The organism is Citrobacter amalonaticus (genome assembly GCF_018323885.1).
Lineage (GTDB): Bacteria > Pseudomonadota > Gammaproteobacteria > Enterobacterales > Enterobacteriaceae > Citrobacter_A > Citrobacter_A amalonaticus.
In genome coordinates this window covers 97,177-124,151 of sequence record NZ_AP024586.1, presented here as the reverse complement: position 1 = coordinate 124,151, position 26,975 = coordinate 97,177, and the positions used below count along the sequence as shown (strand labels likewise).

Sequence of the window (26,975 nt, the reverse complement as noted above, 5' to 3'; positions counted from 1 at the left end):
TTCTCTCTCGTTTATTCCGATTAACGTTCTTTCTGAATGGTGCGGGTGAGGGTCTGCTCTTCGATTTCAGGCATACGGCCACGGCCGTTGTCACCGGTCTGGCGCACCATATCCTGCTCAGCCCGCGCAAGATCGGCAACGACGCGGGACGCCCTGCTCTCTTCATTAAGGGATTTATCCGGTAGCGCGTTCTCCTTACGCACATTGTCTGCCAGCTGCATCTCACGCCCGTCCGGTCGCTCACTGTCTCGTACGCTGGCCAGAACCCCGAGGTCGGGTATCACCGGCTCTGGTTTCGCCGGATTCAGTTCTTCCGGACGCAGCTTCACGGCCTCCTCTGCCGGCAGCACGATGTCGCGTTTATCGTTCAGCTGCTGACGGGCGGCTTCCTGCTCGCGGGCCTGTTCTGCCAGCTTCAGTTCGCTCTGGCGCTGCTGTTCTTCCTGACCGGTCAGGTTGTTCAGGTTAATCCGCAGACCTTCATCCTCCCGTACTCCCCCGCTGACCTTAAGCAGGTTTGCTGACGGCGCCTCCGGCCCGGTCTGCCACACCACCCCGTCCTTCGGGTGCGTTCTGACCGCATCCAGCGCGGCCGCCAGATCGTCCACAACGACCGTATTGCCGGACTGGCTTCGCTGCAGCACTGCGCCGCGTGCCCGTTCCGTCATCACCATGCGGGTGTTGCCCTGCGTCAGTCTGCCCTTCGGGCTGGAAACCAGGGAGACCAGCGCCAGTCCCGCGCTTTTCCCGTTGTTGTCGTATACCGGTAGCGCCAGTGCCGGCTCCGGGAATCGGCGGGTCGCCGGGATGATTTTTGCCGTCAGCGTGGCCTCACCCATGCCCTGATGCCTCACCCAGGCACGACCAATGGCAGTTTTTGTCACCGGCTGTCCCATTGCCCAGATGGCTCTCGCCTGCTGACGTTGCGTCTCCGGGGCCAGCGCGTCGTGCGCGGTTTTGATATCCCGCTCCGGCGCGGCAACCGCTTTTGTCCAGTCTGCCTTGCCGTCGGTGTAAATCTGCACGTGCTCCTTTGCACGCGAAGCAGAGATGTAGAAGGCCCGCTTGTCGGCCAGCATCTTACGGCCGCCCTCGGTACCTTCAAGTGATATGACGTAGTCCGTGCTCGCGCCCTGTGCGCCGTAGCCGGTCACCGCCCAGGCGTAGTCGATGTGCTGCTGCGCCCGTGTGTTGCCCGGATTAATGATCACCCCGCCTTTATCCCCCTTAAGCCGGATATCCCCTGACGGGCTGACTGCCTCCACGGTAAAGCGCTGATTCCCGGTCTGGCCATGTTCGCGGTCCGTCAGCGTGAAGCGCAGCTGATCGCCTGATCGCACCTCTATCTGACTGCGCCGGAACAGCTGCACGTCACCAGTGATAAGCTCTTTTGGCGAGTACAGACCAATCTTACCCTCATCATCGCGCACCGTAACCGTGTTGCCGTTGCGGTCGACGGCCAGTACGTCCTGGTAGCGATCGCCGCGTTTAACCACGAGGTTAGCGTCCCATGCAGCAGTTTTGTTGAACTCATGCCGGGTGTGCGAGATTTTATCCAGCACCGGGACCATGACGGCCTCTTTGCCCAGCTCCCCGCGTCTGGCCAGCTGCTCATGAATGCCGGCATTGACCGCGTTACGGTCGGCGTTCAGCTGGGTAATAATGAGCGTGCGCGCCCGGGCATCCGGCGTGCGGCCCGTCCAGTCACTGACGATATCCTCTACCGGACTTCCCGTTTCCTCAAACGCGCTTTGTGGCGCACTGGCACCGGCTTCCCGGGCGATACGGTCGGCCGGCTGAGCCTCAATACGCTTGAGGGCAGCGCCGATGCGGTTGTCAATGATGTCATGGACCGCACCGCGCAGCTGCAAGACCTTCTGGCGGACGATTTCCTTCATGATGGCCACGTCCATCGGGCTGCGCTCCTGCATCAGCTTAAACGGTGCCCCGGAATCAACCGCCTCGAACTGGTCGGTATCCCCCATCGAGACCGCGCGGCCGCCTCCGGCCGCTATAGCCTGAAACAGCGCGGCGGTGTCCTGGTTCCCGGCCATCGAGGACTCGTCGATGAGGAACACCTGCCCCCGGTAGTCCGGTTTTTCGCCTGCGGCTTTCGCCTGATCGTGCTCCACGATAAAGGACTTGATAGTCTGGGCGCGCACGCCGACGTCGCTCATTTCCTTTACGGCCTGGTGCGTCGGGGCAAGTCCGGTCAGCTGCGGCCGCGTATCTGCCGGCAGTGTATCGAGCGCGGCAACCACGGCTTTCAACTGTGTTGTTTTCCCCACCCCGGCATAGCCCTGAATACCGATGAACTGGTCCGTACTGCCGAGAACCAGCGTCGTTGCCTGCTTCTGCCCGCCAGTCAGACCGCTCAGCACCGCCGTCGGCACGTTATCGAGAAGCGGCTGCTGCGTATTTTTACCCGCTTCCACCGTGCGCAGGATGGATTTCTCCATCTCCCAGGTGGAGCGGGCTATCAGCTGCGGCTCCCCGCGCACGGACACCCGCAGCAGTTCTCCGTCCTTTACCATCGCGCTGATTTCGTTCCCCACTTCCCCGAAGTCCGGGTGATATTTCTCCGCTGCTTCCGCCAGCTTCAGCTCGCTGAAGACCACGCTTCTCTGGTCGTTCACCGCACGCCAGACCGCCAGCCCTGCATCGGTACGTACGGCATCGTGCAGGCTTCCGACCGCCTCGCTGACATCCTCTCTGCCGCTGAGGCTCCGGACCAGCTGTACGGGTGAGGCGTTGGTTTTCATACGCTGCAGGCGCGTTTCGGCACGGTCCTGGACTTCGGCGGTGAAGATTTCCGCGCGATGGCCACTCTGTGCCAGGGAATTCATGGTCTGTGACGAGATATCGCGGCTGTTAAGCGCGGCCAGCACCACGCCGCTGTCGTTATCGCGACTTCCCGGGGCGCTGACATAGGCATGGGTCACATACAGCGGCCGGTCTTTCGGCAGTACCAGCGTATCGGTACCGCGCGTCACTTCGATACCCTTCTCACTGATACCGGTGACTTCCAGACGGTCTTTTGCTTTCAGCCCATGCTCACGGTCGCCGGCGACGGCCATCAGGCGTTCTCCGCTGGCTACATTCAGGGTTTCGCTGTTAAAGAGGCGCCAGTCGGCGGTGACCTCGCTGATTTTCATCCGGGTCAGGACGCCGTCACCGTCAACCAGGGACAACATGCGCGTGTCTTCATGGACCCTGTCGATAACAAAGGACTGACGGTCTTTCGCGTCGCTTCGGTTCTCCAGCACCATACCAGGACGATACGAGCCGGGCATACGACGGGTCTTGCTGTCGAGCCAGACCGGGGAACGGGCCTCGATGCTGATGCCGTTGCGCTCCAGCTGGCCGGCGTTCTGCAGTGCATCGCGGATGAGTCCGGTCAGGTGACCCTGTTCGCGTTTACCCACAACCACGGCGGTGACGTTTTCCGTGCCGCCACTCAGGTCCGCAAAGCGGGTGGCCAGTGCCTCGTAGCGGTCGCGCTTGTTGGCAATGCTTACCACTTCGGCTTCCAGTCCCGGTGCCGGCTCGGTGCGCCGTGAGCGGGCCACGCCAGCAGATTCGAGCACCGACATCGCATTGCCGTTCGCCTGACGGCCGGCACTGTCGAGAAAGACCAGCTGCGCATCCTGTGCCCGGGCCTCGCCCAGCAGGACCAGCGTTTCCTTTAGCCCCAGTCGCTCAGCCCCTTCAATAATCAGCGTGCTCTGGGGTTTAAGCTGCAGCTCCCCGCTCAGCACCTGCTGGCGACTGACCAGACGGTCGCGCAGCGTGTCGGATTTCGCCAGAGAAATGGCACGCTCGGCAGAGCTGGCCAGCACCTGCACTTCCCGGCCCTGCGCCACGGAGATACCCGTCAGCTGCGCGGTCAGGTCACGGATACCGGCTACGCCGGAGGGCGCATTCATCAGTACCAGGGCGTCCTTCTCCACCACCGCCAGCGCCGGCGGGGCATACTGTTCCGGACGCGCAAAGCTGACCACGGACGTGGATTTCAGGTGCTCCTGACTCAATGCCTGAATGGAAAGTTCATCCAGCAGGTGAATGCGCGAGGTGAAAACGCCCTTCTCGCTGTCCAGCGGCACAATTAAGCCGTCCTTCAGGGAAGCATCGATGGCCTGGCGAATGACGTTCATATCCGGCAGCTGTTCGCTCAGTTCTGCAGTCGTCAGCATCAGTTCACCGAAGGTAAAACGGGTCCGGCTGTCGCTCAGCTGGGAGATGGCCATCTGCACGGACTGCATCACTTCCGGTGCCAGCGCTGGCGTCTGTGAGGGCTGCAGGGATTTTGACGGCTGCGTTTGTGTCATACCCGCCGGCTGCAGCACCGGGCCCGGGCCACTCAGCACCGGCTGCGGTGCAGGCTGGCGGGATGATGACGGTGCAGTCACGTCACTTTGCTCAGGCGCAGTACCGCCTTTCTCTGCATGTTTTCCGGCTGGCTCCGCTGCCTGCATCTGTCGTTCCGGCACGTTGGCAGATATTTCCCTGCCAGGCATTTCCGGCTCTGATTTCACCGGTTGCGGACGCACCTCCCGGGAAGCATCTTCACGTGGCACGACGCTGGCCTGATAGGCTTTCAGATCGTAGCCTTTATCCTTCAGCTGGCCCAGCCAGCGCTCCATCAGGCGCAGGCGGGAAGGGTCCACCTTCGCCTGACGCGTGTCCTTCGCTGCCACGTCACGGCTGCGCAGCGTGGCATCCGCGCCGACGGCCCCCTCTATTTCCCGGCCACGGGAGGACAGATCTTCCCGCACCTCCTCCGGCACGCCCTTAATTTCCCACATGCCGTGTTTACCGACCTCTTCAACCTTATGTCCCAGCGCCTCAACCTCCTGGCGCAGGGCGCTGCGGTAGATTTTTCCGAGCGTCACCTGCATCTTCATGACCGTCTCGATAAAACCTGCGTCGTGGATGTAGTCAGTGGCCAGCGCTTTCCATTTGCCGTACAGCTCCGTCATATTGGCCACAAGCAGGTGGGTGTGCAGCTGCGGATCGAGGTTACGTGATGTATCGTGAGTGAAGGCGGCCGCCACCATCTTGCCGGTATGCACTATGGAGGTGACGCCGTCTTTGGTATCGCGAGCCGAGATCAGTTTTTCAACGTAGCCGGCCGCCACCCTGACGGCACGGTTATGCGCGTCCAGCATCGCCTTGTCTTCTCCGATGAGGGCCAGAATGGACACGCTTTTGGGAGCGGAAAAAGTCAGGTCATGGCCGGGACGGTGAACGTGGTTGCCGTTGATCTCCTTGCCGAGGCGGGAGCCATCCGGCAGACGACCTTCCAGCACGGCGGTCAGGGCATCGGCACGCACATTCCCCTCAAGGCCGAGGGCTTTCGCCCCCTCACCCAGCCAGAGACTCTGGAGGTTGCCGAGAAAATAGTAGTTATCGGAATTGCTGTAGTAGCCGGCGGCACCGCTTGCCGACGCTACGGGGGCGACTGACATCATAGTTCTGGCTCTCTGTCTTCATAGTGTTGGTCGTAATCGCTGTATCCCGGATCGTCCGGGTCACGGTGACGCAGGATGTTCTCTTCCTCGCGTGCCAGACGACGATTCTCGTGATGGGTTTCTTCCGGGGTTTCCGGTACCGGCTTCGCACCTGCCGTGGTGACGCTCAGGCCGCCGTCCGCGTTTTCGGTGACCTGCATCTCGAGCGACAGGGTTTCACCGCCACTCTCTTCCGTCCGGGGATCGTCGCTGGCCGCTGCCGGACGCTGACGAGCACGATGAAGCATGCTCAGGGCTGACGTGGCGGCAGGCTCTGGTGTACCGGTCCGGTTTCGCAGGCTCTGCAGGGCGGCCGGCATGACCGGGACCGTTTCTGATGCCTTAATCTGCGGCGGTGTGTGAACGGGTTTTATTTCTTCTGCAGTGACAGTTCCTGTCACTGGCGTGTGCTTCGTCCCGTCTGATGGCGTCTCCGGTCCGGCGGTGAAAGCTGTCGGGACTGGCTCTGCCACCTCGCTTGTGACAACCGGCCCGACATGGGCAGTACGCACTTTTTCGCGGCGGAAAGACTGAACGGCGGGTTTTACGGGTGACACTGCTGTTTGTGTTACCGGCACTGAAGCTGGAGCAGTCGCTGATACCGGTGCGGAAGAAACGGCCGGACGTGCTTTCTCCATGATCTCCTCGCCGGTCGGGAACGACAGACCAGCGGACACGGCGGTACGCTCGTTCTCCTGGATAACTTTTTCCAGTTCAGGACTCAGCGCATCGCGGATATTGCGTTCTATCAGGCCCGGATGGCGCTTCTTCTGCTCCCGGTACTTCAGCTTCAGACGTACCACGGGGTATTCGCCGGGCAGGCGCACGTAAAAGCTCAGGTTCGGCAGGCTCATGACCTTGTCGTAATCGACGATCGGATCATGTACTTCGTCCTTACCGAGTGATACCCCGTCACGCACCTGGTCCAGACCGTAGCTGTTCTGCTCGCGTATCTTGCGCCGGCGCTGGTTGCCCAGCTCTTCTTCCACCACTTTGGCCATTTCGGCGCTCGGTGAGCGTCCGTACATGCGGGTGTTCATCAGGTCAAAGATACTTCTGGCCAGTTCGCGGCCGTAGACGTGTACCAGCTGCGCCATGTTCTGCATCCCCAGCACGAAACAGCCGCCAAACTTACGGGCCTCGGCCAGGGTTTCTGCCAGCTCCGGAATGCGCTGCAGGCTCGGGGTTTCGTCGATGATGAACCAGACGCGCCGGTCGCTGTTCTCACCCATGCTCTGCAGCATCATGGTGGCCAGCGACACCCACAGGGATATCAGTGGCCGCACACTTTTGCGGTGACGGGCCTGGGTCGAAATGAACAGCCAGCTGCTGTCATAACGTTCCTGTGTCATCCATTCCCGGATGGTGAACGGCGGCTTGCTGCCATCATCCAGCCCCTGCAGGTAGCGCAGCGCTTTGGCGTAGTTGGTGACCACCGATCGGATGGAGATGGCCGTCTTCTCAATTTTCTCTTCCACCAGGTTGGCGGAGGGCGTGTTGGCCAGATAATCCCGCAGGCTCTTCATGCTGAGCGACAGAAGGGTTTTGAGGAACTTCTCAATACTTTTATCCGGGTCAACTGACATGCGAATAGCCAGGTCAGCGAAGATGGTGCGGGAGCTGGAGACCCAGAACGGGTCCGAATCACCCTCAACCGGGATCAGGCTGGCAGCCATGTTGTCGTAGTCCACGGCATCGATACATTCTCCCCACAGCTGCCAGTTGGCGCAGCGTTCGTCGTGGGCATTGAGAATGAAGTCAGTAGCGGGGTTGTAGTGGGTTTCGGTGAAGGTGCAGCCGGAGTCATAGATGATGGCCCGGTCACCGCGCTTGCGTATGTAGTCAAGCAGCCAGCGAATGAGCGTCGATTTACCGACACCGATGGTACCGTGCATCAGGAAGTTCATCACCTCGGCCATTCTGACCATATGCAGGTCGCCCACCCGCAGGTCAGACATTTCGCCACTCTTGCGCAGCAGCCGGTTCACCTCAGCAGGCTTATCCGTCAGCAACATGCCGGAGATATACTCGTCTTCACTCTCCCTGCGGCCTATACCAGTGATGTACCAGATTGCCCCTACAAAGACGACAGCGCTGAAAATGCCGCTGCAGATGGCCGCCCAGGTCAGTTCGTCCTGAAGCTGGTTGCCCATCGCCTGCATATAGGGATCGGCATAAACCTGCGGCAGGGTCATTTTGAGCACCATCTGCGTGGCGGTCGGGGCGTACCAGTAATGGACGTCGTACAGTTTTGCCGTACTGGATGGCACCAGGTCGATAAAACTGTTGTTCATCCACGCAAACCACCAGAGCGAGCCGTTATCCAGCGTCTCCCGGGGAATGCTCAGGAAAAAGATAATGGCGGCGAGACCTGCAAACAGCATGAATACCCAGAAGCTGATCCAGTTATTCACCTGCAGGAACATGCGCCACCGGTAGGCGGTCATCTGCCCGCCCTGGGTGAGGTTTTTACCCGCGAAGCTCATAGAAAATACCCGTGAGTTATCGCATCACCAGTGCGGTGATGTACGTTGGAAGGAGAAAAGGGAAAACAGCGTTGTTGAAAAAAGCGTACTGCGAAGGTGTGTTGTCCGGTGTATTAAAGCAGGCTCATCTCATATCTGGCCTGCAGACAGCCGTCTTCCCAGTCCTTATGGTTAATGCAGGCAGCCATATCACGAACCGACATGGCCACTTCTGCGTAAGCTGCTGAATGCCACGCCCCCGGCGCCAGGCCATAAAGGGTGTATTCATAGCCGGCCCAGCCCGCAACAAGATGCAGACTCTGCACCTCCGGGAGTGAACCGAAGACGTTAAGAGAAGCGACGGCTATCGTCAGCTCACTTTCCAGCTGAATAAGGCTCAGTAAACCGGCCAGATCGTATTCACGTTTTTCAGGGTTCATGATGCTCTCCTGCGGCATCCCGGTGCAGGGGATGAATGTTGTGTACATGGAGACGCCCTTCAGGCTGTATATGCAGCGCTCGCCGCAGACAGGGCTGCGCAGGCGCAGTCATGCGAGGAAGCGAAACGTCACGGATGCAAAAGAAGGCACTGACGCACCCGAACTGAACCGGGCACGAGATTAACGCATTTCAGGGGGAAGCCGGCTGCGGCGGCGGCCACAGCCGTGAGGCATTACAGAATACCGGAGATAGATTTGGCCAGCTGCGCTTCAAGCACAGGTTTAGCCTCTTCAAACTTCAGATTGACCTTGTTTGCGTTTGAAACAACGCGGGTCTGGTATTTAGCACGGTTGCCCTGCTCAGAGCTTGTCTGGACCTTCACGCCGGAGGAGCCCTGCCTCAGCGCGGCGATGTTATCGGTGGTCACTTTTGCTTTGCTGCGCTCGGAAATCTGCAGATCGGTCACCATCGTGTAGTTCACGTCTTCGACCATCGCGTCAGCGGCCATGCCAATAAGACCGGTAGCCAGACCAACGCCCAGCGTGGCGCCAGCGGAAGTGGAATTGTATGCAGTGATGCCGGCACCCAGCGCGGCGCCCATTGCGGCACCTTCATAGCCTGTCTGCAGGAAGCCCTGAGACTCGCGCAGATCCATCTTCTGAGCCTTGAGCACGTTCGCCTGCACCCAGTAATAAGCGTCATCCGGTGAGTTCGTCACGCGATAACCTTTTGCCGTAATGGCATTGGTTATTTCAGCCTGCAGACCGGACATATCCTGGTCAGAGGTATTACGGATTTGCAGATAAACGGTGCGTTCAGAAGACGGCTCCAGCCAGATGGTTTCACTCATCTGGGTTTTGACTTCGAGGTTACGTTTTTTAACGGCGGTAGACATTGCGCCACAGCCAGAAAGTGCGAGGGTGGAAGCCACTAAGCCAACGACTGCATATTGTTTTAATTTCATGAGTTCATCCTGTGCATAGAAAATCATCCCGGTTAACGGCAGAGCGTTAACCAGGTTGTTATCGGCAGATATAAGGAAATGTTTAGTTAAGCGAAATTTTTACTTGCTGATGAGTTTTTTTGCCGCGCCCATTAACGGGCCCAAGCCGAAACGAATGCTTTGAAGCGTAATAAAAATGGTAAAAGCAAACATCGAAATGAAAAACACTACTGGGATTGAAAATTTAATAAATCGCAAATCGCCCATTAAAACTCCGGCGAAGGACAAAGCAGAACCGATGATCAATGCTAAGCCACCCACCTTCACAATTCCATTCTTAATTAGCAGAAGGATTTTTGAATTATCTCTAATATCGATTGGGATGGATAGCCATAGAAGAATCGGAGTTAAATACATAAGTACAAAAATGATACTTAACAGCGATGTAACCCCTAATGATAACCAACCTCCATAATTCATAATCAACTGCAAAGCTTCATAGTAGAAAGATGATGGCTGCCCACTATTATCTCCTTCCATTATCGCCTTTAGATAGAAAGCCAACCAAGCGATAACGTTGGAGCCTAACATTAGCAAGGGGTAAAACGATACCAACTTGAAAGCATCAGCAAATGAGGCGAGAGTTCTGTCATCTCGATTTATACCCGATATCATTTCAGAAATTTCTTTCTTAACATCGCCATTTAATACCATTTTACCCCTCCATACTTAGTTAGTTGATTTCTTTCTCAACTCTTCAAGCCTCTTGCTTGTATTATCAGTAGGTTTTGAAGCATCTTCCATGCCTTGATTTTCTCTCTCTTTAGCATATCCCGTAGCGAAATTACTTTTAGCATTGTCTTGTGCTCCTTTTAATATATCACTGGATGTCTGAACAGTGGATCGGTTTTTATTAATTTCTCCAGCAGATTCGTTGATTTTCTGCTCATTTGCAGATCTTTGTTCGGCTGCCTGACGCTGAAGAGTATTTTTTGGTTCAAAACCATGATTTGCCTGCTGTTCCAGCTTCGTCTGGTTCTCTTTAAACGCCCTTTCCATTTGAGAACTATCCATTGGACCACCCGAAATTACCCCGTGCGGTTGACTGGCGAGACTGCCGGATGAGGAAGGTGGATTCACACTGACTGACGAACCGCCTCCATGTTGACCCGTTACCTGTGTCGCGCTGGTTTCTGGTGTGTTTATCACGGTTGGCCTCTGACTTCCGTACTGCTGGGCCGGAGGGTTCTGGTGGTTCCCTGTCTGGTAATTCTCACCACGCAGCTGAGTACTCTCGCCATCGCTTGTACGCTGGCTGTTCTGATTGCTGTTCAGTGCTGACGAGCTGCTTAATAGCGAACCTGTCAGGGATGGGGTGGACGTCGATGTGGCGGACGGGTGACTCTCACTACGCAGCTGAGTGCTGTCGCCATCACCTGCGCGCTGGCTGCTCTGATTGCTGTTCAGTGCTGACGCGCTGTGTAACATCGTACCGGCCAGGGATGGGTTAGCCTGTGATGTTCCGGCCTGCGTTGAGTGGGTCCCGGCACCCTGGTCTACCGGCGTATACTGTACGCCTTCGCCACTGCCAGCTGTCGAAGCTCCCTGCTGATATGTCGCAGATGAAGGCTGTACGATGTGAGCACCACTAAATGCCTCATGCTCAGCACCGGATTCCAGATCCGAACGTCCCTGCCTGTAGTCCCCCATAATCTCAGGCTTCAGACGTTCATTCACAAACTCCATTGCTGCTTCGCGTGCACTTGGCGCACTGGTCAGCATAGCCTGCGTTTTATCGCCGTAGCGCTGAGAAGCCCAGTCCACAAACTCCTGCGTGTAGTTGGTATCGAGGCTGGCGCTTTCGTTCTGCGCGAGTGTAGCCATACGGCTGTACTCGTCGCTGCGCGTCGAACTGGTTGTGAACTGATGGTACTGACTTTGGGCATCGTTCAGCGTCGCTGCGAATTGCTGGACGTTGCTGGTTGCCGCATTCTCCGTCTGGCTGCTGCCGTCCGTTACGCGGCTACTGGTAACCATATCCATCCCTTGCTTAAAGTCCTGCACGGTCTGACTGTTTTGATCATGCTTAGAATCAGACGAATTACTGTTTGTTTCCTGAGTTCCCTGAGAGCTACCGGTGGCATGGCGCAGCTCTCCGTTGGTATATGCTTCGCCCCCAAATTTAGCCACGCCAAGATTTATACCGCCTCCAACAGAACCTTTTACTCCTGCTGATATACTGCCTTGATTGCTAATGTCCATCAGCTTGTTATAGGCCTCCTGCGTGGAGATATTGTTAGCTTTCGCGTAGCTTTCAGCGGCCGACATCATCATGCTGGCACCGCGTGATGCGTTGGCGGTCTGGCTGTTTTCCGTGCCGCTGTTCAGGCTGGCGCTGCTGCCAGTCTGGTTAGACAGCTGTGAAAGCTGCAACCAGCCGCTGGTAACACTGTGGTTGTAGCCGTCCAGCGAGGACTGAGCCTCAACCTGAGCCTTCCGCGCGGATTCCTGGAACCCGCTGCTGGCCAGCTGGCTGAGACGCATGTTAACCGGCAGGTTAGACATGGCGCCCGCGCCATCGATGACGGTATGGCCACCGGCGGTCTGGGTCTGCGTCGAGCCGTTATCTGCCTGCCAGGTCTGCTGTCCCTGTCGCTGCACCAGGTTAGTGTCCATCTTGTTCTGGTTCACGTTGTCCATCGACATGTTGTTAAACGACCAGTTGCCGTCTGCCGTGGTCGCCGCCACGCCGGCAGAGCCGAACGCCGCCGAGCTGAGCACGCTGCCCGCCACCTGCGAACCGATAGCCGCTGCACCTTTGGTCAGGAAGAACGCCAGCACCGGAATGGATAGCGCCAGATACCCGGCCAGGTTCGCCACATCAGAGTGCTGCAGCGCCACCACGTCGGTATTGGCCAGCACCAGCGCGGTACCGCCAGTCCTGGACTGCAGCCAGAAATTTGAGGCGTAGTTCAGAATGGCGAACATCACCGGCCACATCTGGAAGTAGATGAAGCCCCCCACGTAAATCTTCAGGGTGTTCAGTCCGAACAGGCTGTGGTTACTCGCCGCAAGCGCAATCATCAGCGGGAACAGGCACACCAGAATCAGCATCAGCAGTGACTGCGCAAACGGCAGCGTGCGGGTCGCCAGGGCATTGCCGGCCGCCCAGCTGAGGCGCTGTTTCGTTGCTGAGTTTTCTGTGGCCAGGTTCAGGAGGTTCGCGGTATCTGACGACCGCGCAGCAAACCCTTTCACCCCCTGACGCACTGCGCTGTTGGTGATGTTGTTTTTCATGATTTGCGCCGCGCTCATGCCACCCGCGTAGAAGTAGCCGTAGCTTTCGCTCATCGCGTTGGCCAGCAGACTGGCACCATTCACACGGTTGCCGAAGATCCTTCGCGTCAGCATGGTGAAGGTGGCACTGGTGGTATTTGCCTCAGTGTTGGCCAGCGTACGGATTTGTATCGCGGCATCACGGCAGGTGAGGAATTCACGCGTCGATGAGGTTGTTCTGAAGATGCCCCGCAGCGGACTCGGCTGACTGGTAATCAGCCCCAGCGGATCAGTTGAGTTGAGCAACTGATTCACCGTGTACTTGTGATTCAGCAGGATGTCGCCAATCACGCAGTTCTCCACGTAGTCCGGCAGCATTTGTGCCAGCTCCGGGTTCTGGGTAGTGAAATCACTGGTATCGGCCACAATCTGGGAGCCGAACAGCATCCCCGTTTTGCTGTAGGTCACCGAGTCCGGGCGCGCCATCAGCGTGTCGTACAGGGTCGACATTTTAAACCCGATACTGGTGGTAAGCGAGGCGATGGCCGCGAGGCCCACCGGTACGTTATCTGTTTTCCAGACCGCCGCCGGGTCTGAGATATCGATGATCTGCACGGTGCGCTTCGGAACCAGCAGGATGGTGTTGATCAGCATAAAAATCGCCAGCCACTGCACGAACACCATCGGGTTGCGCTGCTTAACAAACGTCAGCATGACGGCCAGCACCGCAAAGATGCCGGCCATGCGCATCAGGGTGCTGAAGGTATTACTGCCAATGAGGGTGACAACGGCGTCAAACGCCGTCTTCCACATCCCCCCGCCGTAAATTGTGTATATCTCAAGCATCAGCGATCACCCCAGTGGTAGTTGCTCTGGTACGAGCCTGAAACGATGGTGGATACCTGCTGCTGCAGGTACTGCATGTTGCGGTCAATGCCGTCGAGCGCGTTCTGGTCTGCAGCGGACTGCAGTTTCATGTCGGCAAGTAACCCCTGGGCGTGCAGCACGTTATCGCGCAGTTTCGCGGCGGCCTCTTCCGGGAAGTTCTTGCCGGCAAGCGACAGGCTCGCCTGTTTGACCAGCTCCGACAGGTACTGGATCATCAGGTCCTGCGCGATAAAGTCAGAAACCTGCAGCAGGTAGGTGGCGCTCATGCCCATGCTCTGGGCGTTGGTCAGATATTTCAGTACCGGTACCGAGGTAGTGTTCACAAATCCCTTCTCCTCATCGGTCAGCGCCTTATCATCAACCAGCTTGCTCTGCATGGAGAGCATCAGGTTTTTCACCTTCGTCACCAGGGCAGTGGACTCGGTGATGGACATGTTGGTCACGACCGGGGCTAGGCACAGCGACGCTTCGTCGCAGCCGTATACCTTCGCCGTACCGCCCCGCATCAGGACCTTTATAAGGTCGCGGTTATCAACAAGCGGGGTCAGGATGGTGACATCCCCGTCCTTATTGAAGATGATGGACCCGACGGTACTCATGACCAGCTCTTTCAGGGCGCGGTCGCCCGAAAGCATGCCGTTCTTGCTGAGCGTGTCCCAGATTAGGTTCTTGTTCTTCAGCACCTGGTCTTTCTGGTCATCTCTGGCCTTCGCGGTCACCGAGTCACTTTTGCCGCCCACGGTGCAGCCCTGTCGGGACGCCGCCCAGTCGGCAAACATGTTGGTTTCGCCGGCAATGTCCTGGCAGATTTTCTGCTGGGATACCTGGGTTACTGGCCACAGTCCGCCGATGATCCCCTGTGCGGCCTGACAGGAACTCATGTTCATCGAGTTGACGTCGCTGGCCAGCTTCTGCAGGAAGTCCTTCGCCTGCTTCAGCTCCGGAACCATCGTCTGCAGCGCCAGGTCAAAGGCGTAGCCCATTGCGTTGCTCATGATCTGTTTCACGAAGCGCTGGATCTCCTCCCCGCTGATCATGCTGAACGAGCCCAGATACGCATCGATGCCGCCGCAGCCGGCGTTCAGCGACGGCAGCTGCATCGAAATCAGCTGCACGTTTTTGACCGGGTTGCGCAGATAAACCGAGCCGCCGGAGAAGTAGCCCGCCGCCTGCCCCTGCCAGGCCTGTGCCTGGGAAACGTTGCCGCTGTAGCCGAGACTCCCAAAGAAGCCGTTCAGGTCGCCATTGACGTCGGCCTGAACCGGCAGCGCGGCGAGGCCGGCTATAAAAATACCTGCCGCCGTGAGAAGTGACTTAACCATGCCTGACCTCCTCCCGGGCTCTCTCTTTCAGGGAAACGCGCAGTGCGTAATGGCCGACGGTACAGAAAATGAAGCCGGCACTCAGGGAAATAAGCAGCAGGACCGGAAAGTCCTGCAGGTACGTGGTCAGCTCAGGCCGGGACATGGCACGAACAACCCGGGCGGCGAGGAAACCATAGAATGTCGCGGCTGCGAGTAGCGTGACGCTGAACAGCAGCCACACGCGCTCGGTACGCGACAGCGCATACGAATTTGTAGTCATGTTATAGTCCGGTGGTATTACATTAATGAGGTATAAGCGGGGAATGCTGGCGCTGTCTCAGGCGCTCATTGGTGACGACTCGGTTATCAGCGCGACGCTTTATCTGTATTGCAAATGTATTACTGAGGAGTGACCTGGCTGCTTGCCGGCATTGGCGGGAGCATGTTCGGGTCAACATTATCAAGGTCGGCCTGAATAAGGCTCGCCATGCGGGATTCCAGCACCGGAACGTCCATCACGCCCTGGGTCAGGGGATATGCCTTCAGCGTGTTCACGTTGACCATAAAGGCGGTCGGGGTCGCAATCGGCAGGCCGTTGCCGAAGAAGGTCACAATCTCATCGGCAATAGGCGCGTTCGGATCGGTCTTGCGGGGGATCATCGGCACCGGAAACGCGCTGTCGCCGCCGCCGTCGAGCGTATACGGATATACCCGGATGTTGTGCTCGTCGGCCCAGCCCTTGAGCAATGGGTCGAACTTCGCGCTGTACTGGCAGTGTGCCTGCATAAAGACCACCACCGCATAGTCCTTCATGTTTGCCTGACGCCCGTCCGGCAGGGCCATCAGCGAGGCCGGCACCGGTGCGGGTGCGACAGCACTCAGGGCCACCGGCTCTGCTGATTTGGCCGCCTCAAGCGCCATCAGCTCTTCGCGGACCCCGGCCTGCGCCAGTAACGGCATGCACAGCAGAAGGGCCATCACAGGAGATTTAACGCTCATGCCCGGTCACCCCGCTGCGCAGGGTGCGACGTTCACGCAGCACCTGAAGCGCGGCGCGGCCCAGCATTATCGCTGCTCCGGCCCACAACCCGTAGCTGAGCCAGACCAGACCGGCCTGAGTCGCGGTGACAGAGAGGGTCATCAGCTCGCTCAGCACGAGCGCCATCATGCCCCAGAAGATGAGGCCGGCAAAAAAACTTACGTTCATGGTCTTAATCCTTTTTATGCAGAACAGATCTGTTGAATGTGGCAGGTGCCGGTTGCGGCAGGCGCTGCGTCATAAAGGCCCATGCCGCACCGAGCAGTGCGCCAGCGAGCCAGAGAATGGTGACAAGCTGGTCCGCCGGGCGGGTCCAGAACGTCCGATCGACAGGCTCCATATGACAGAACTGAATAATGGGGGGGCTGGGTCTGGGATGGTCAGCAAGATCGTCCGGGACAGGCGGCGTCCAGGTTGGTGAACCGGCATCCTTTGCGTGAAGCACAACGTTTCGCTCCGGCTCAGGGGTAACGCACTGCATGACCTTACCAGCCGGAGCCCCTTCCGTCAGGCGACGTGCCGCACTGAGGAACTGCTGTGAGGGTGAGCCGTCCTGCACCACGATAAGCGCCATAACATAAAGGAGCAGCGCCGGTCCGGCCACAAGGGTGTAAAACGCCAGCCGGACGGCATCCCGCAGAAGAGGAAATAACATCTGTCTCATAAATAGCCTTAAGAGTTGGGTTTAAAACCGGTGGCCACGTTCAGGAAGCGTTTCGACAGATCGTCCTGCGTCATGAAGCCATACGACAGTGCACGGAAGTTACGGGTTTTCGGGTCGACCAGCATCAGCGCAGGGAAGTGACTGATGTTCATGGCACGGGCCTGACCTGTGTCCGGGCGGCTCTGCGGCAGCGTGGCGGCCACCTGTCCGTCCACAGAAACCGGGATAAGCGATATCCCGTTGGTTTTCGCAAAGTCAGCCACCACGCCCGCCATCTGCACGTCAATCGGGTCGCTGCCCCGGTAGAAGTAGAACAGACCGTACTGCTGCGCCAGCTGAGTGACCGCGTCCTGCTGTTTCTGCTGTTCACGGGTCTGAACAAACGGCGCCATGCTGTTGTAGTGTGGGTATTCCAGGTTGTAGTCCAGTTCCGGGTGGGTCAGCTGCGCGGCGGCGAAGGACTGGCTGAACATGGAGGCCCGGTCCGTCCAGAACTTCTGCCAGCGCAGGAACGTCGCCGTGTTCTCCCGGGTCGGGTACAGAATGGCGCGGTTAAGCGCCTCCTGCATGTAGCCTTTCAGCACGTTTGCCTGCTCTACCGCCGTCATTTTGCTGAAATCCGGTACCGGCTTCTGCGCCGGTGGTGGTGGCTTCACTGGCTCCGGGGGCTTTTTCGGTTCGTTGTACCAGAACCAGCCGGTAAAGGGCTCTGAGGGAGTAACGATCTCCTCCGCCATCACCGGCAGGCTGAGCGCGGCCAGGATGAGGCCGCACAGGACACGTTTCATCATTTGCCTCCCTGCTGGTTCACCTGGGCGGCAATGCGGTCCTTGATGAGTTTCACCTGGGTGCCGGTATCCGGAATTTTCTGGTTGTTCATCAGGTCTTCGTAGAAATCAGCAAAGTTGATTTTATCGAAGTCGATGCCCTGCAGCTCCGGTACCGTGATGCCACGGCAGTCCGGGTTTTTACCGCTGCCGAATCCGACGCGCAGCTGGTCACGACGTCCCTGCTCCTGGATGATGCGCGCCAGCTTGCCGCCGAACACGCAGTACACCTTGCTCTTCTGGACACAGACGCCGAGCACTTCCTTGTCACAGCGCTCGCCCACGTCCACGGTCACCTTCTTGGCCTTCGCCTTGCCGAGCGCCATCTCGTTGCTGTTGCAGGAGGCCAGCCCGGCATCCGAACCCCATCCGGAGTCCTTGCAGCAGTTGGAGAACCCGGCAACCGCCTTGCGACAGCTCATCACGCTTCCGGTAAACGCACGCACGTCGATGCCGTCCTGCTGCTTTTTCACGTCGTCGGCCGCTGAGGCCAGGCCTGCCAGTTTGGCAACGGCGGTATCAAACCCGCTGTCACCGGCACCGTTGGTGTCGTTACAGTCGCCCGTCTTGCAGAAGTACTGCCCGCCGCACACCAGGCCGCCGGAGCTGTAGGTTTTCTGGCAGTCGTAACTGACCGTCTCGTGCTCGCAGTAGCTGCCGTTCTTCGTGGTACACGTCGTGCCCGTAGAGGTACAGGCCTTGTTGTTCATCAGCGATTCACACGTACCTTTGGAGTCCGACTTCACCAGATACATGTCGGTGTACTGCCAGCAGCTGCTGTATACGGTCCGTTGTTGCCCATCAAAGGTAATGGTGCGGTTGCCGCCGGCCACGGTGCAGACACTGTTCGTTTTCACTGCCCCGGACTTGCTGAAGCCACAGGATTCTGACCATTTAACCGTTCCTTCAAACGGCGTGTAGGTGTCGCGCGCCGTCAGGACCAGGGTAAATTTGGCGTAGCTTCGCATCTGACTGTCGATAAGAGAGGTCGTGATCCGGCTGCAGTCACTGTCGCAGAACTGGGAAGAAGAGATAACCTGACCTTTTTTCAGCACCGAACCGGACACTTTCAGCGTAAACGTCTGCGAATAAGATAGCGTCAGACTCGTACCCATAAAGGTGCCTCTCGCATCCAGCATCCAGGCGGGTGTATCCATCTTTAATGTCCCGCTGGTGACAACCATGTCTTCCGGTACCGTGAAACTCATAATGCGGTTCGAAATGCTCCAGTCGCCCGGATTAATGGTAATGGTTTTGGTGGTGACGACCGGGTCACCGTAACCGCCGGCTGCAGTCCCGTTACGTGCACAGCTCTGCTCCACCCATACATCCCGCTCGCAGGTATACTTCTCAAACACGGTTTTGTTCACCGTGGTTTGCTGGCACTGCTGGGCGTTGCCGATCCCGTTCACGATACCGCCGGCGTTCGTCTCGGCGTTCTTGCCGATGGTGATGAAGGGGGATTCAGGATCGATAACGGGAAGCGGATTTTTAACACCCGAGTCGATAATGGCCTGCCCGGCGTTGCTGTTCTGCAGCGCCTCCTGCCCTTTATCCGCCAGGCCACCGTCGCCCCCCTTTACGCCGCCGTAATAGCCGCTCTGGGGCGGGTTAGCGGTATAGCCGGGAATGGCGCCTGTGACGGCACCGGGATTTTTCAGAGTGCCGGTGCCCTGTCCGGCATTGCCCTTGCCATAGGCGGCACCGGCGTTATAGGCGTCGCTGACGGCATCGGCCATCACGACGGAGGGAAGCAGCAGTATGGCCGCTGCGAGAAGCTGTTTCATTCGGCCTCCTTCAGCAGACGTTTTGCGGTTTCTGCACAGTCACCGTCTTTTGCGATCCTCTCCAGCGCATCCTTCAGCGGGAGGCTGCCGCGAATGACGTCATAGCGCCCGGAGCAGGTCACGACCAGCGCGGGGATGGCGGTGATGTGATATTCGGTGTAGAGGGTCGGATCGATTTGAACCCCGATGTTCTTGTCCTCTTTGGCCAGCTCAAACATGGCCGAGGCAGTCTGGCGTAAATCGTTGTTCACCAGTCCCCGCAGCGTCGCCGGGATGCCGTAGCGGTTAGCATCCTTGAGCATCGGCAGCAGCCCCTCACGCGGCAGCCCCAGGCTGACAAAGTAAATGGCCGGGAAGGTCCGCTTTTCACCGGCCTGCTGTCCGGCCTGCTGACGACCAATGTCGCCCTGCAGTTTTTCGATAAGCGCCTGCTGCTCAGCCGGAAGCTGCATCGTTGCCCCCTGCAATCGCTGCTTAAAATCGTCCAGCGTTTGTTGCTGCTGCTTCATCCAGTTCATATCGCCGGCGGAGACGCTGGACTGTTCACTGGCCATCACGTTCAGGGTGCAGGCCATCAGGGCGCTGGCCAGCAGCGCACGGAAAAATGTGTTTTTCATGGGCGTGTCTCACGTATAGACGCAGTTGCGTTTGCGCCAGAGCAGGTAACCGAAGTTCTTCTTTGATTGCGGGGAGTTATGCGGTGTACCCCAGGTCTGAGTGCTGGCGCCAAAGGCGTGGCAGCTGTTGGTCTCGGGGTACATGTTCACCATCTGGTATCGCCAGCGCTCTTTCGGCACGATGGGTGACGGGTACTGGTAGCAGACCGCGACGTCGGCCCCGACCGTGTTCATCACCAGACCTTCACGGTGAAGCTTGAAGGCCATGCGCTCCGTGACCAGTAATGAGGACTCAAGCGGCGAGAATTCCCCACTGGTAAAACCGGTGAACGGATACATGCTGCCCTGACTGCCGGCACACCAGAACAGCGGCGACAGCGGAACGCCGGCAGTACTGGCCACCGCATCTGCCGCACACGCGGCCTGTGAAATCAGGTTGCCAAAGAGCGACGCCTCGGGATTGATCATCATCGACAGGGTGCTGTCGTTCCACAGCGGGTCGACTTCAGACATATAGGCAATGTCCATGTCACCGCCCTGGAAACAGCCGGTGCTGGTCATGATGCTGAGCCAGGAGATGAGCGGGTACTTGTACCAGTGAACGTGGTAGAACGCGCCGGCTGCGGGCCGGTCGCTCTGCCCTGCCGTGCCGGTACCGGTTCGACCGAGGTCGATTTTGAAGCCGCCCATATTCACCATCACGCCCGGCTCGCGGGTCACGTCAGTCATGGCGGTGGGCTCCCAGTAACCGATGGCCAGCCCCATGCGATAGAGCACCCCGTAGGAACAAATCTGGATGGGCGAAGCGGGGTTGGTGGTGTCCGGCTGCGGACCGGAAGCCAGCTTGACGCTGCCGACCGACATCGGAAACAGACACTTCCAGCACACGTCCGAGATGGGGTTCACCCATCGTCCGTCACCCGCACCGGCAGCTGAGGCCGTAAGGGGTACCTGAAGCAGGCAGGCCAGCATCACGGCAGAAAGCCAGGAGAACAGCTTCATCGCGCCTCCCGTAACCAGACGCAGATCGGACCGTCTTCCGTGTCGTGAATCGAGCCGATAAACCAGCCCTCGCCGTCCGGGACCGATGGCTGCCAGTCGCAGGCTTTACTGTCTCCCGCCTCCCATGCCGCTGTCACAGACGGGGGCGCGTCGCTTTCCATCCAGCAGGTTCTGCAGGTCAGGCGGTGGCGGTGCAGCCAGTCACCGAATTCGCCCTGGCGCGCTTCATCGCTTTCAGGCTCAAAATAACGGGGGTGGGTCCAGAAGCCGTCCGGATCACGGACGACCGTCGCCGGCCCGATGGGTTCAGGAAAAGTCATGGTGTTCTCTCCGGGAATGCCGCAGCCACCAGACCGGCGGGTGGGCGAAAAACAGAAGGGGGTTAGTGCGTTTCGGTTTTCACAGCAGCTTTCATGATGAAGTTCAGACGCTCTTCTTTGGTCAGTCCTTCAAGGGCCAGTAATCCGGCCCGCAATACGACAGAGGGGTAATAAAGGGGGTTCTCGGCAAGAATGGCATTCAGTCGCAGAGCCGATTTTTCGTCATGACGAACGGCTGAGATGGTCACATTCCGGCCCTTTTCACATTCAGGGTCTTTTTTCATGGCGTTACCTTGTCGGGGTTGATCGGAAACCGGCGCGGCTTTCAGGCTGAGGCGGAGCGCAACGCAGTGAGCACCGAACATCCTGAAAGAAGCGGCGGTAAGTCAGTCAGAGCCGGAGGGCGGGGAGACAATAAAGGCGTAGCCGTTGTCATCATCATACTCCGCGCCGCGCAGTTCACCGGCTTCGAGACGCTCACACACCATCATCAGCCAGTGCACAATGTCTCTGGTGTCTCTTCGCTTCGTGACCTGTATAAATACGCTGAAAGTCCGCTTCACATCGTGCGCCGGCTCTGCAGCAAAGCTTTCAAGCCCGTCAGGCACGTTACGGCCCGCTGGTTCCGGGAAAAAACCCGGCGGCGTGGCGCAGCTCTTCCGGACCAGCTCCGCCTGAATTCCCTGCGTCGTGACCGGTACCGGCTTCATGACTGAGCCATCCCATTCCTGAAACGCCATCTGCTCCAGCACGGCCGGGACTTCCTTCAGGACACGGACCACATCACGGGTAAGCGCGGGTGCGGAGGCCGACACTGTCACCACAACCTGCTTTACTGGCCAGGCAAAATCCTCCCATGATTGTACTCCCGTGCCCGGATGACATCTGACATACCAGCCCTGCGCTTCATTCGCCCTGATGAGTACGCTGAGCCAGGTACCGGCGTAGCCATCGTTCACAGCCGCATCCTCGCTGTCTTTCATCGCCTGCTCAGATACTCTCGGTGTGATATAGCACTGGCGCACCCGGAAAATCCGGCGGCTGATTTTCTGCCTGTCTGCCTCTGAGATCGTCACGCGCTTTGCTTCACTACGCGTCAGTGCATACCCTGTGTCTGTCAGCGCTTTTTCCATCTCGTTGAGCATCAGCTGGAACAACTCCCGGTTCACAAAGTTGTGTACCCCGGCGGCATGATTCTCGTCGCCAAAACGGATCAGGTTTTGCGTCACGGGGATCCCCGGCAGAGCCACACGTTGTCGCGCCTTACGGCGTCTCTGCGCCATAAGCTGCACGGTCAGCCAGGCCGCAAACAGAACAGCCATCATCGCCACGCCCGTCAGATTTTCACTTTCGCGCAGACAGGTCATGAAGCCCTGCAGCGAGCCGGGGTCGATAAAGCAGTCCGTCAGCGCCATGATCCCATCTCCTGCATCTTCGCCTTGATCAGACCGACCAGATATTCAGGGAAACGCTCGTCGCGCGCTTCCGGTTCGACCAGTGGCATACCGTTTGTGCTGAGCCACTGCCACCAGGCCTGCGTGGCAAGGACGTTGTTCCAGGATTCAATTTCGGGATACAGGTTTTTCAGACGCTCTGCCGTGCCGGTTCGGGTCGTTTTGTTGCTCAGTTTCTTTTGTTTTACCGCCGGTGCGGCCTGGCGCATTTCAGGAAACAGATCGCCTAACGTGGTTGCCGTCATTTTTTTACTCCTGTCATGGGGATTTCTTCCACTTTCAGCGTGCGGCCATCACGGGAAATACGCACGGGGATATGCTGAAAACCAAACTTACGGGTCAGGATGGCGGACTGGTCAAAGTAGATACGCTCATCGAGCGCGTCGCTGGTCTCCTTGATGTTGCCGTTCACCAGGATCACCTTGTATCCGGTCTTTCCGGCGATTTGCTGTCGGGTCCAGTCCACCTGCTCTTTGTTATCGCCGTCGATAAAGTAGAGCACCTGATTAAAGGCCACCTTGTCGAGCGGGTTCACCTGGTCGCCCTTGAGGGCAATGACGTTCCCGCGCATGTCAGTGATGGTTTCGTTCACGGTAAAGGTCGGGTCATAGGGAAATGACCGGTAGGTGACAGCGGCCGTCAGGCCCTCAACCGGCGCAGGACGCACCGCATTTTTCCTGACCCGATCGATGGCCTCTTCCTTAAGCCGGCCCAGTTCACCGGACTGCTCCATGCCCTTCAGTCTGTCCTGAATGAAGACCAGCATGTCCTGCTCGGCCGGCTCAAAGACGTTACCCCAGGTACCCAGGTCCTTTGCTCCGGCACTGGCACAAAGCACCCCTGCGGCGAGGGCGCACAGCTGCAGTTGTTTTCTCACTGGCCCCCCTGCATGCGCCGGGCAATGTCGGCCTGTATTTCTGCAGTGATATCGGTCTCATCGCTAATCACTGCCGGTTTGACCAGCAGGATGGCGTTGTGATCGCCCTGCCAGTCCCGCAGGCTGTCATTCAGCGCCGTGTTGAAGCGGGCCGTCAGCGCGCTGGCCTTCGTCTCATCCAGCTTCATCTGTGATGACTGCTGCATAAAAAGGTCAACCGTGCCCTTCATGTCGAAGACCACCACGTCCGGCGTGACCGCTTTCGCCGTCACATACGCCACACCGGTCATGGCAAGCAATGCGGCCAGTACAACCAGCCCCCCTTTTACCCGGCGGGATGCCAGCCGGCCTGCCATTGTTACCCCGTCCTGGACGGTATCGCCGTCATACGGCTTTTCGTTTTCATTGCTCATGCGGCTTTCACCCATTCTTCAAGTTCACGAAGTTCATCACCGTATTTCTTCTCGGCCAGCAGGTACGCCGCCTCTTCTGCCGTTGCGCCGGCTTTCTGCGCATTCTGCATAAAGGCAAAGTCCTCGCCGCGCGAACTGAACATGGCGCGCGTAACCGGATCGACAAACAGGCGATGGAAGGAGCTGTATTCACCGGCGCTGATAAGCAGGGAGCTGTAGCCGGTCTGCAGTGCGGGCTGGAAGCCCCGGATAACTTCTTTTTCAACGTCAGAGAACTGATCCGGGTTGTCAGCGAGATACTGTTTAAAAGCTTTCGTATCCTGCAGCAGGGTGATTTTGGTGGAGCTGTTGTTCCAGGCCGCTTCAGCTTCCTTACTGGCGCTGAAGTCCTTGATACCCTGAGTAATGGTGATAAATGCGCCACGGTGGCGACGTACGGTACGGTAGCCGGTTTCGATGAACCGCGCAGCGTGCGGGTTGGAGCCGCCGAGCAGACGCCAGGCCTCGTCGATGATGCAGACTTTTTTGAGGTCGCGCGGGCTGTGGTACATCTTTTCCTGAATGGCCAGGATCAGCGAGAACAGAATGGATGAAAGCAGCTTCGGCTTGTCTTCGAGACTCAGCAGCTCCAGCACCGCGAAGCGGGTTTCCCCGTCCAGCGTCGGCTTGTCGGCGTTGAAGTATTCACCATCCGGCCCCCATGTACAGTAGGTCTCAAGCAGCATCGCCAGTTCTGCCAGACGCGCAATGATGGTCGGCTTGTCGGCAAAGGCGGTATTCACCTCCTCACTGGTCAGGTAATTGTGCACATCATCAATACGGGCGCCGTGCTGCTTCCTTTCCCACGCGTCCATGACCGCCTTCTGCAGAATGGCCTCACAGACGCCGTCAAGCGGCTCGGTAGGACTGGCCAGGACTGTCAGCAGGCGCACAATACCTTCTGCGGAATGCTTAATGTCCCGGACGTTCGCAAACGGGTTGAAGCGCAACTTCGCGCCATCGAGGTACACCCCGCCGGCCTGGTGACAGTAGTTCTTATAGCTGTCGCCCATGTCGATAACCCAGGCAAACCCGCCTGCGTTCAGCACGTCGCGCAGGATGCCCTGCGTCAGGAAGGATTTCCCCGCCCCGGAGGTGCCGGTTACGGCGATGTTGAAGTTAGTGCTGCCGTTTTCCTCCCCGAACATGTCAAAAAAGGCCACCTGATTGCGGTAGGTCGGCAGCGGCATGCCCAGATTTGACAGCTGGCGCTCGGCCACCACCGGCATCAGACTCACCGCATTCCAGGACTTGGCACGCAGCGTGGCGCCGGTCATTTTCAGGTCTGCCCACATGCCCTCCTGCATCACAAACGGGAAGCCAGCCAGCCAGTTACGCATCTGCTGGTAATGAACTGTGACCATCTCCAGCTCGTTTTTACGGAACACGTTCACGGCAGCCAGCTCGCAGGCCTGTGACTCCGTGTGGTTGTCCGGGGTAAACAGCGTCAGGTTCAGGTAGGTATTACAGAGCGCAATCTCATTACTGTGAAGCTGCTCGCGGGTACGGCGCCATTCATCTGCGGCCTTTTTGGTACCGGGAAAAAGCGCGGCATAGGCTGAATTGGCCTTTTTGGAGAGGTCCTGATCCTTGCGAAACGCCTCCCCCTGGCTTTTGGTCTGCTCCTCAAGCTCCGTGGTCCAGGTCAGCATAAAGGGACACGGAATGCCGAGGTCCGGAAATCGCAGGTTCTGCAGGTTATCAGCGCCCTGCCACAGGGCAAATCGCTTAGGGTTCTTACTGAGCTGCATGTTCACGATACGACACGCTGAGGCCGGCAGACGTGTCCCGTTGGGCTCAATCGACTCAGGCAGTTCGACGCGAATGTGGGAGGGATGCACACTCAGATCAATTGCCCGGTCGACGACCTGACGGTTCAGCTTCTCATCCTCGTTATAGTCGTCAGAGGACATCATCACCTGCTCATGCCGGTAGTTCATGAGCTCCCGCATCTGCGACAGAAAAGCGTTCACGTTGGTATTGATGCAGTCGATACGCGCGGCACCGAGCGAGACGCGGATGGTGTTGCGGACCTGGATCAGGTCATCCATCACCTGCTGCGTAAAGCGTTTCGCTGGCTTGCCATACACAATAAAGATGCGGTAGTTGCGCAGGTACAGCGGGTATTCCCGTTCATTGGCCAGCCCGTGAAGAGCCGAACGCTGCCAGAACGCGCGGGTGATTTTATTAAGGTGATCGGCCATCTGGCCTTTCCACATATCGGTACTCACGCCACGCTCGATACGCTCGCCCACACATTTACTGGCCGTCAGGATGACGGTGACGGGTGTTTTGCGGGGCAGCTTCTTGCGCAGCATATCGTCAAGCGCCGCCATCACCTGCTCATTTGCGCCCGGCAGCGGCGCGGCTTCAAGGATGAAGCCCGCCGTACCTTCGTTCACGAAGAGATCGCTCACATCGTCGTAATAACGATACGGCAGGGCAGCAACCAGCGAGGGATAGTCCCATGTCTGGGAGAGGTTGTTACGGGCAGTTGCCGCGCCGTCCTCTTCCTTGCCGTTTTTCAGCATGCCCATCAGGCTGTCGACAAAACTCATTCTCCCCCCTCCCCGATAACGCGATAGCTCTCATCCCAGTGGGATTTGTTTTTCACGAACTCCACCACGGCGGGCTGATGGAAATTATCATCGGTGTCGACCCAGGGCGCGATCCACAGTCGCTGAGTGGCATCCGGGATACGCTGAACCGGCACGCGACCTGCCGTGTTGACCGGCGTTACCGGCGTCACATGGCCAGTGGTAACCAGCGGGGTAACCACTGAACCGGAGCTTACCGGTGCGCTGGCCAGCGGACGCGGTGCGATGGTTTTTGCAGTCAGCGGTCCGGTTGCTGCGACGGAAACAGGACGCTGCGGGTTAACGACAGGCGCTGTGTTACGCAGTGCCGGCAGGGTTTCACCCGCAGGCTTTTTTGTGGTCTTCTCTGCCGTCAGGTCAGCCAGGCTTTTGCCCTGCGCAGCCAGTTTGTTGGCCTCGCCGGTGGTCAGGCACTGGTCTGTTGCGGTCTTGTTGCAGTCGAAATCGCTATTCATACCGGCGCAGCCGGTTAAAACGCTGCACAGCAGTGCAGCGCCCATCAGGTTTTTCAT

Annotated in this window: 23 protein-coding genes; all 23 read right to left on the bottom strand. The window is 58.3% G+C overall.

The annotated features are described in order from the left end of the window. Positions 1 to 20 precede the first annotated feature (20 nt). Entirely contained in the window at positions 21 to 5,471 is a 5,451-nt protein-coding gene (gene traI / locus KI228_RS22930; protein ID WP_212807603.1) for a conjugative transfer relaxase/helicase TraI, read from the bottom strand. Beyond that, the gene (gene traD, locus KI228_RS22925; protein ID WP_141227358.1) at positions 5,468 to 7,996 is read right to left on the bottom strand and encodes a type IV conjugative transfer system coupling protein TraD; all 2,529 of its coding nucleotides are present in this window, start codon (positions 7,994 to 7,996) and stop codon (positions 5,468 to 5,470) included. The genes traI and traD overlap by 4 nt, the downstream gene beginning before the upstream one ends. A gap of 113 nt (positions 7,997 to 8,109) precedes the next feature. Continuing rightward, positions 8,110 to 8,463 (bottom strand): hypothetical protein, encoded by a 354-nt coding sequence (locus KI228_RS22920; protein ID WP_249413430.1) that lies wholly within the window; start codon positions 8,461 to 8,463, stop codon positions 8,110 to 8,112. A 185-nt stretch (positions 8,464 to 8,648) separates the two neighbouring features. Beyond that, positions 8,649 to 9,380: a conjugal transfer complement resistance protein TraT gene (gene traT / locus KI228_RS22915; protein WP_046887002.1), complete on the bottom strand. Its 732-nt coding sequence runs from the start codon at positions 9,378 to 9,380 to the stop codon at positions 8,649 to 8,651. Between the two features lie 99 nt (positions 9,381 to 9,479). Further along, entirely contained in the window at positions 9,480 to 10,073 is a 594-nt protein-coding gene (locus tag KI228_RS22910; protein ID WP_141227357.1) for a hypothetical protein, read from the bottom strand. Between the two features lie 15 nt (positions 10,074 to 10,088). After that, positions 10,089 to 13,481, bottom strand: a complete 3,393-nt coding sequence (gene traG / locus KI228_RS22905) for a conjugal transfer mating-pair stabilization protein TraG (protein ID WP_141227356.1) — start codon at positions 13,479 to 13,481, stop codon at positions 10,089 to 10,091. Then, a complete protein-coding gene (gene traH / locus KI228_RS22900) occupies positions 13,481 to 14,845 on the bottom strand; it encodes a conjugal transfer pilus assembly protein TraH (RefSeq protein ID WP_141227355.1) in 1,365 nt (454 codons plus the stop codon). Before traH ends, traG begins: the two co-directional genes overlap by 1 nt. Beyond that, complete coding sequence (locus KI228_RS22895; RefSeq protein ID WP_141227354.1) at positions 14,838 to 15,107, bottom strand: hypothetical protein; 270 nt, start codon at positions 15,105 to 15,107, stop codon at positions 14,838 to 14,840. Before KI228_RS22895 ends, traH begins: the two co-directional genes overlap by 8 nt. Before the next feature lie 119 nt (positions 15,108 to 15,226). After that, positions 15,227 to 15,826: a type-F conjugative transfer system pilin assembly thiol-disulfide isomerase TrbB gene (locus tag KI228_RS22890; RefSeq protein WP_141227353.1), complete on the bottom strand. Its 600-nt coding sequence runs from the start codon at positions 15,824 to 15,826 to the stop codon at positions 15,227 to 15,229. Next, positions 15,816 to 16,034 carry a hypothetical protein gene (locus tag KI228_RS22885; protein WP_141227352.1) on the bottom strand — a complete coding sequence of 73 codons (219 nt, stop codon included), beginning with the start codon at positions 16,032 to 16,034 and terminating at the stop codon, positions 15,816 to 15,818. Before KI228_RS22885 ends, KI228_RS22890 begins: the two co-directional genes overlap by 11 nt. A gap of 4 nt (positions 16,035 to 16,038) precedes the next feature. Beyond that, complete coding sequence (locus KI228_RS22880; RefSeq protein ID WP_141227351.1) at positions 16,039 to 16,530, bottom strand: hypothetical protein; 492 nt, start codon at positions 16,528 to 16,530, stop codon at positions 16,039 to 16,041. Between the two features lie 8 nt (positions 16,531 to 16,538). Beyond that, entirely contained in the window at positions 16,539 to 17,318 is a 780-nt protein-coding gene (gene traF / locus KI228_RS22875) for a type-F conjugative transfer system pilin assembly protein TraF (protein ID WP_141227362.1), read from the bottom strand. Then, positions 17,318 to 19,144 (bottom strand): type-F conjugative transfer system mating-pair stabilization protein TraN, encoded by a 1,827-nt coding sequence (gene traN, locus KI228_RS22870; protein WP_141227350.1) that lies wholly within the window; start codon positions 19,142 to 19,144, stop codon positions 17,318 to 17,320. The genes traF and traN overlap by 1 nt, the downstream gene beginning before the upstream one ends. Further along, a complete protein-coding gene (trbC, locus tag KI228_RS22865) occupies positions 19,141 to 19,761 on the bottom strand; it encodes a type-F conjugative transfer system pilin assembly protein TrbC (protein ID WP_141227349.1) in 621 nt (206 codons plus the stop codon). The genes traN and trbC overlap by 4 nt, the downstream gene beginning before the upstream one ends. Before the next feature lie 9 nt (positions 19,762 to 19,770). After that, on the bottom strand, positions 19,771 to 20,763 hold the full coding sequence (gene traU, locus KI228_RS22860; protein ID WP_046887010.1) for a conjugal transfer pilus assembly protein TraU: 993 nt from the start codon (positions 20,761 to 20,763) through the stop codon (positions 19,771 to 19,773). Beyond that, positions 20,760 to 21,083, bottom strand: coding sequence for a hypothetical protein (locus tag KI228_RS22855; protein WP_141227348.1), 324 nt, complete (start codon positions 21,081 to 21,083; stop codon positions 20,760 to 20,762). Before KI228_RS22855 ends, traU begins: the two co-directional genes overlap by 4 nt. A 62-nt stretch (positions 21,084 to 21,145) precedes the next feature. After that, positions 21,146 to 21,367, bottom strand: coding sequence for a hypothetical protein (locus KI228_RS22850; protein ID WP_046887012.1), 222 nt, complete (start codon positions 21,365 to 21,367; stop codon positions 21,146 to 21,148). A 102-nt stretch (positions 21,368 to 21,469) separates the two neighbouring features. Next, positions 21,470 to 22,498 (bottom strand): hypothetical protein, encoded by a 1,029-nt coding sequence (locus KI228_RS22845; protein ID WP_141227347.1) that lies wholly within the window; start codon positions 22,496 to 22,498, stop codon positions 21,470 to 21,472. Continuing rightward, positions 22,489 to 22,782, bottom strand: coding sequence for a hypothetical protein (locus KI228_RS22840; RefSeq protein ID WP_046887014.1), 294 nt, complete (start codon positions 22,780 to 22,782; stop codon positions 22,489 to 22,491). Before KI228_RS22840 ends, KI228_RS22845 begins: the two co-directional genes overlap by 10 nt. Next, positions 22,779 to 23,414: a type-F conjugative transfer system protein TraW gene (gene traW, locus KI228_RS22835; RefSeq protein WP_141227346.1), complete on the bottom strand. Its 636-nt coding sequence runs from the start codon at positions 23,412 to 23,414 to the stop codon at positions 22,779 to 22,781. Before traW ends, KI228_RS22840 begins: the two co-directional genes overlap by 4 nt. Then, positions 23,411 to 23,827 carry a type-F conjugative transfer system protein TrbI gene (gene trbI / locus KI228_RS22830; RefSeq protein WP_141227345.1) on the bottom strand — a complete coding sequence of 139 codons (417 nt, stop codon included), beginning with the start codon at positions 23,825 to 23,827 and terminating at the stop codon, positions 23,411 to 23,413. Before trbI ends, traW begins: the two co-directional genes overlap by 4 nt. Then, positions 23,824 to 26,424, bottom strand: a complete 2,601-nt coding sequence (gene traC, locus KI228_RS22825) for a type IV secretion system protein TraC (RefSeq protein WP_141227344.1) — start codon at positions 26,422 to 26,424, stop codon at positions 23,824 to 23,826. The genes trbI and traC overlap by 4 nt, the downstream gene beginning before the upstream one ends. After that, the gene (gene traV, locus KI228_RS22820; RefSeq protein ID WP_141227343.1) at positions 26,421 to 26,975 is read right to left on the bottom strand and encodes a type IV conjugative transfer system lipoprotein TraV; all 555 of its coding nucleotides are present in this window, start codon (positions 26,973 to 26,975) and stop codon (positions 26,421 to 26,423) included. Before traV ends, traC begins: the two co-directional genes overlap by 4 nt.

Bases quoted from the DNA above. Each gene is read 5' to 3' on its own strand.
- traG (WP_141227356.1), bottom strand. From the start codon at position 13,481: ATGCTTGAGATATACACAATTTACGGCGGGGGGATGTGGAAGACGGCG.
- traH (WP_141227355.1), bottom strand. From the start codon at position 14,845: ATGGTTAAGTCACTTCTCACGGCGGCAGGTATTTTTATAGCCGGCCTC.
- KI228_RS22850 (WP_046887012.1), bottom strand. From the start codon at position 21,367: ATGAAAAAAGACCCTGAATGTGAAAAGGGCCGGAATGTGACCATCTCA.
- traU (WP_046887010.1), bottom strand. From the start codon at position 20,763: ATGAAGCTGTTCTCCTGGCTTTCTGCCGTGATGCTGGCCTGCCTGCTT.
- traT (WP_046887002.1), bottom strand. From the start codon at position 9,380: ATGAAATTAAAACAATATGCAGTCGTTGGCTTAGTGGCTTCCACCCTC.
- traF (WP_141227362.1), bottom strand. From the start codon at position 17,318: ATGAAACGTGTCCTGTGCGGCCTCATCCTGGCCGCGCTCAGCCTGCCG.
- KI228_RS22885 (WP_141227352.1), bottom strand. From the start codon at position 16,034: ATGAACGTAAGTTTTTTTGCCGGCCTCATCTTCTGGGGCATGATGGCG.
- KI228_RS22880 (WP_141227351.1), bottom strand. From the start codon at position 16,530: ATGAGACAGATGTTATTTCCTCTTCTGCGGGATGCCGTCCGGCTGGCG.
- KI228_RS22910 (WP_141227357.1), bottom strand. From the start codon at position 10,073: ATGGTATTAAATGGCGATGTTAAGAAAGAAATTTCTGAAATGATATCG.
- traN (WP_141227350.1), bottom strand. From the start codon at position 19,144: ATGAAACAGCTTCTCGCAGCGGCCATACTGCTGCTTCCCTCCGTCGTG.
- traD (WP_141227358.1), bottom strand. From the start codon at position 7,996: ATGAGCTTCGCGGGTAAAAACCTCACCCAGGGCGGGCAGATGACCGCC.
- trbC (WP_141227349.1), bottom strand. From the start codon at position 19,761: ATGAAAAACACATTTTTCCGTGCGCTGCTGGCCAGCGCCCTGATGGCC.
- KI228_RS22845 (WP_141227347.1), bottom strand. From the start codon at position 22,498: ATGGCGCTGACGGACTGCTTTATCGACCCCGGCTCGCTGCAGGGCTTC.
- traI (WP_212807603.1), bottom strand. From the start codon at position 5,471: ATGATGTCAGTCGCCCCCGTAGCGTCGGCAAGCGGTGCCGCCGGCTAC.
- KI228_RS22840 (WP_046887014.1), bottom strand. From the start codon at position 22,782: ATGACGGCAACCACGTTAGGCGATCTGTTTCCTGAAATGCGCCAGGCC.
- traV (WP_141227343.1), bottom strand. From the start codon at position 26,975: ATGAAAAACCTGATGGGCGCTGCACTGCTGTGCAGCGTTTTAACCGGC.
- traC (WP_141227344.1), bottom strand. From the start codon at position 26,424: ATGAGTTTTGTCGACAGCCTGATGGGCATGCTGAAAAACGGCAAGGAA.
- trbI (WP_141227345.1), bottom strand. From the start codon at position 23,827: ATGAGCAATGAAAACGAAAAGCCGTATGACGGCGATACCGTCCAGGAC.
- KI228_RS22895 (WP_141227354.1), bottom strand. From the start codon at position 15,107: ATGACTACAAATTCGTATGCGCTGTCGCGTACCGAGCGCGTGTGGCTG.
- KI228_RS22855 (WP_141227348.1), bottom strand. From the start codon at position 21,083: ATGACTTTTCCTGAACCCATCGGGCCGGCGACGGTCGTCCGTGATCCG.
- KI228_RS22890 (WP_141227353.1), bottom strand. From the start codon at position 15,826: ATGAGCGTTAAATCTCCTGTGATGGCCCTTCTGCTGTGCATGCCGTTA.
- KI228_RS22920 (WP_249413430.1), bottom strand. From the start codon at position 8,463: ATGTACACAACATTCATCCCCTGCACCGGGATGCCGCAGGAGAGCATC.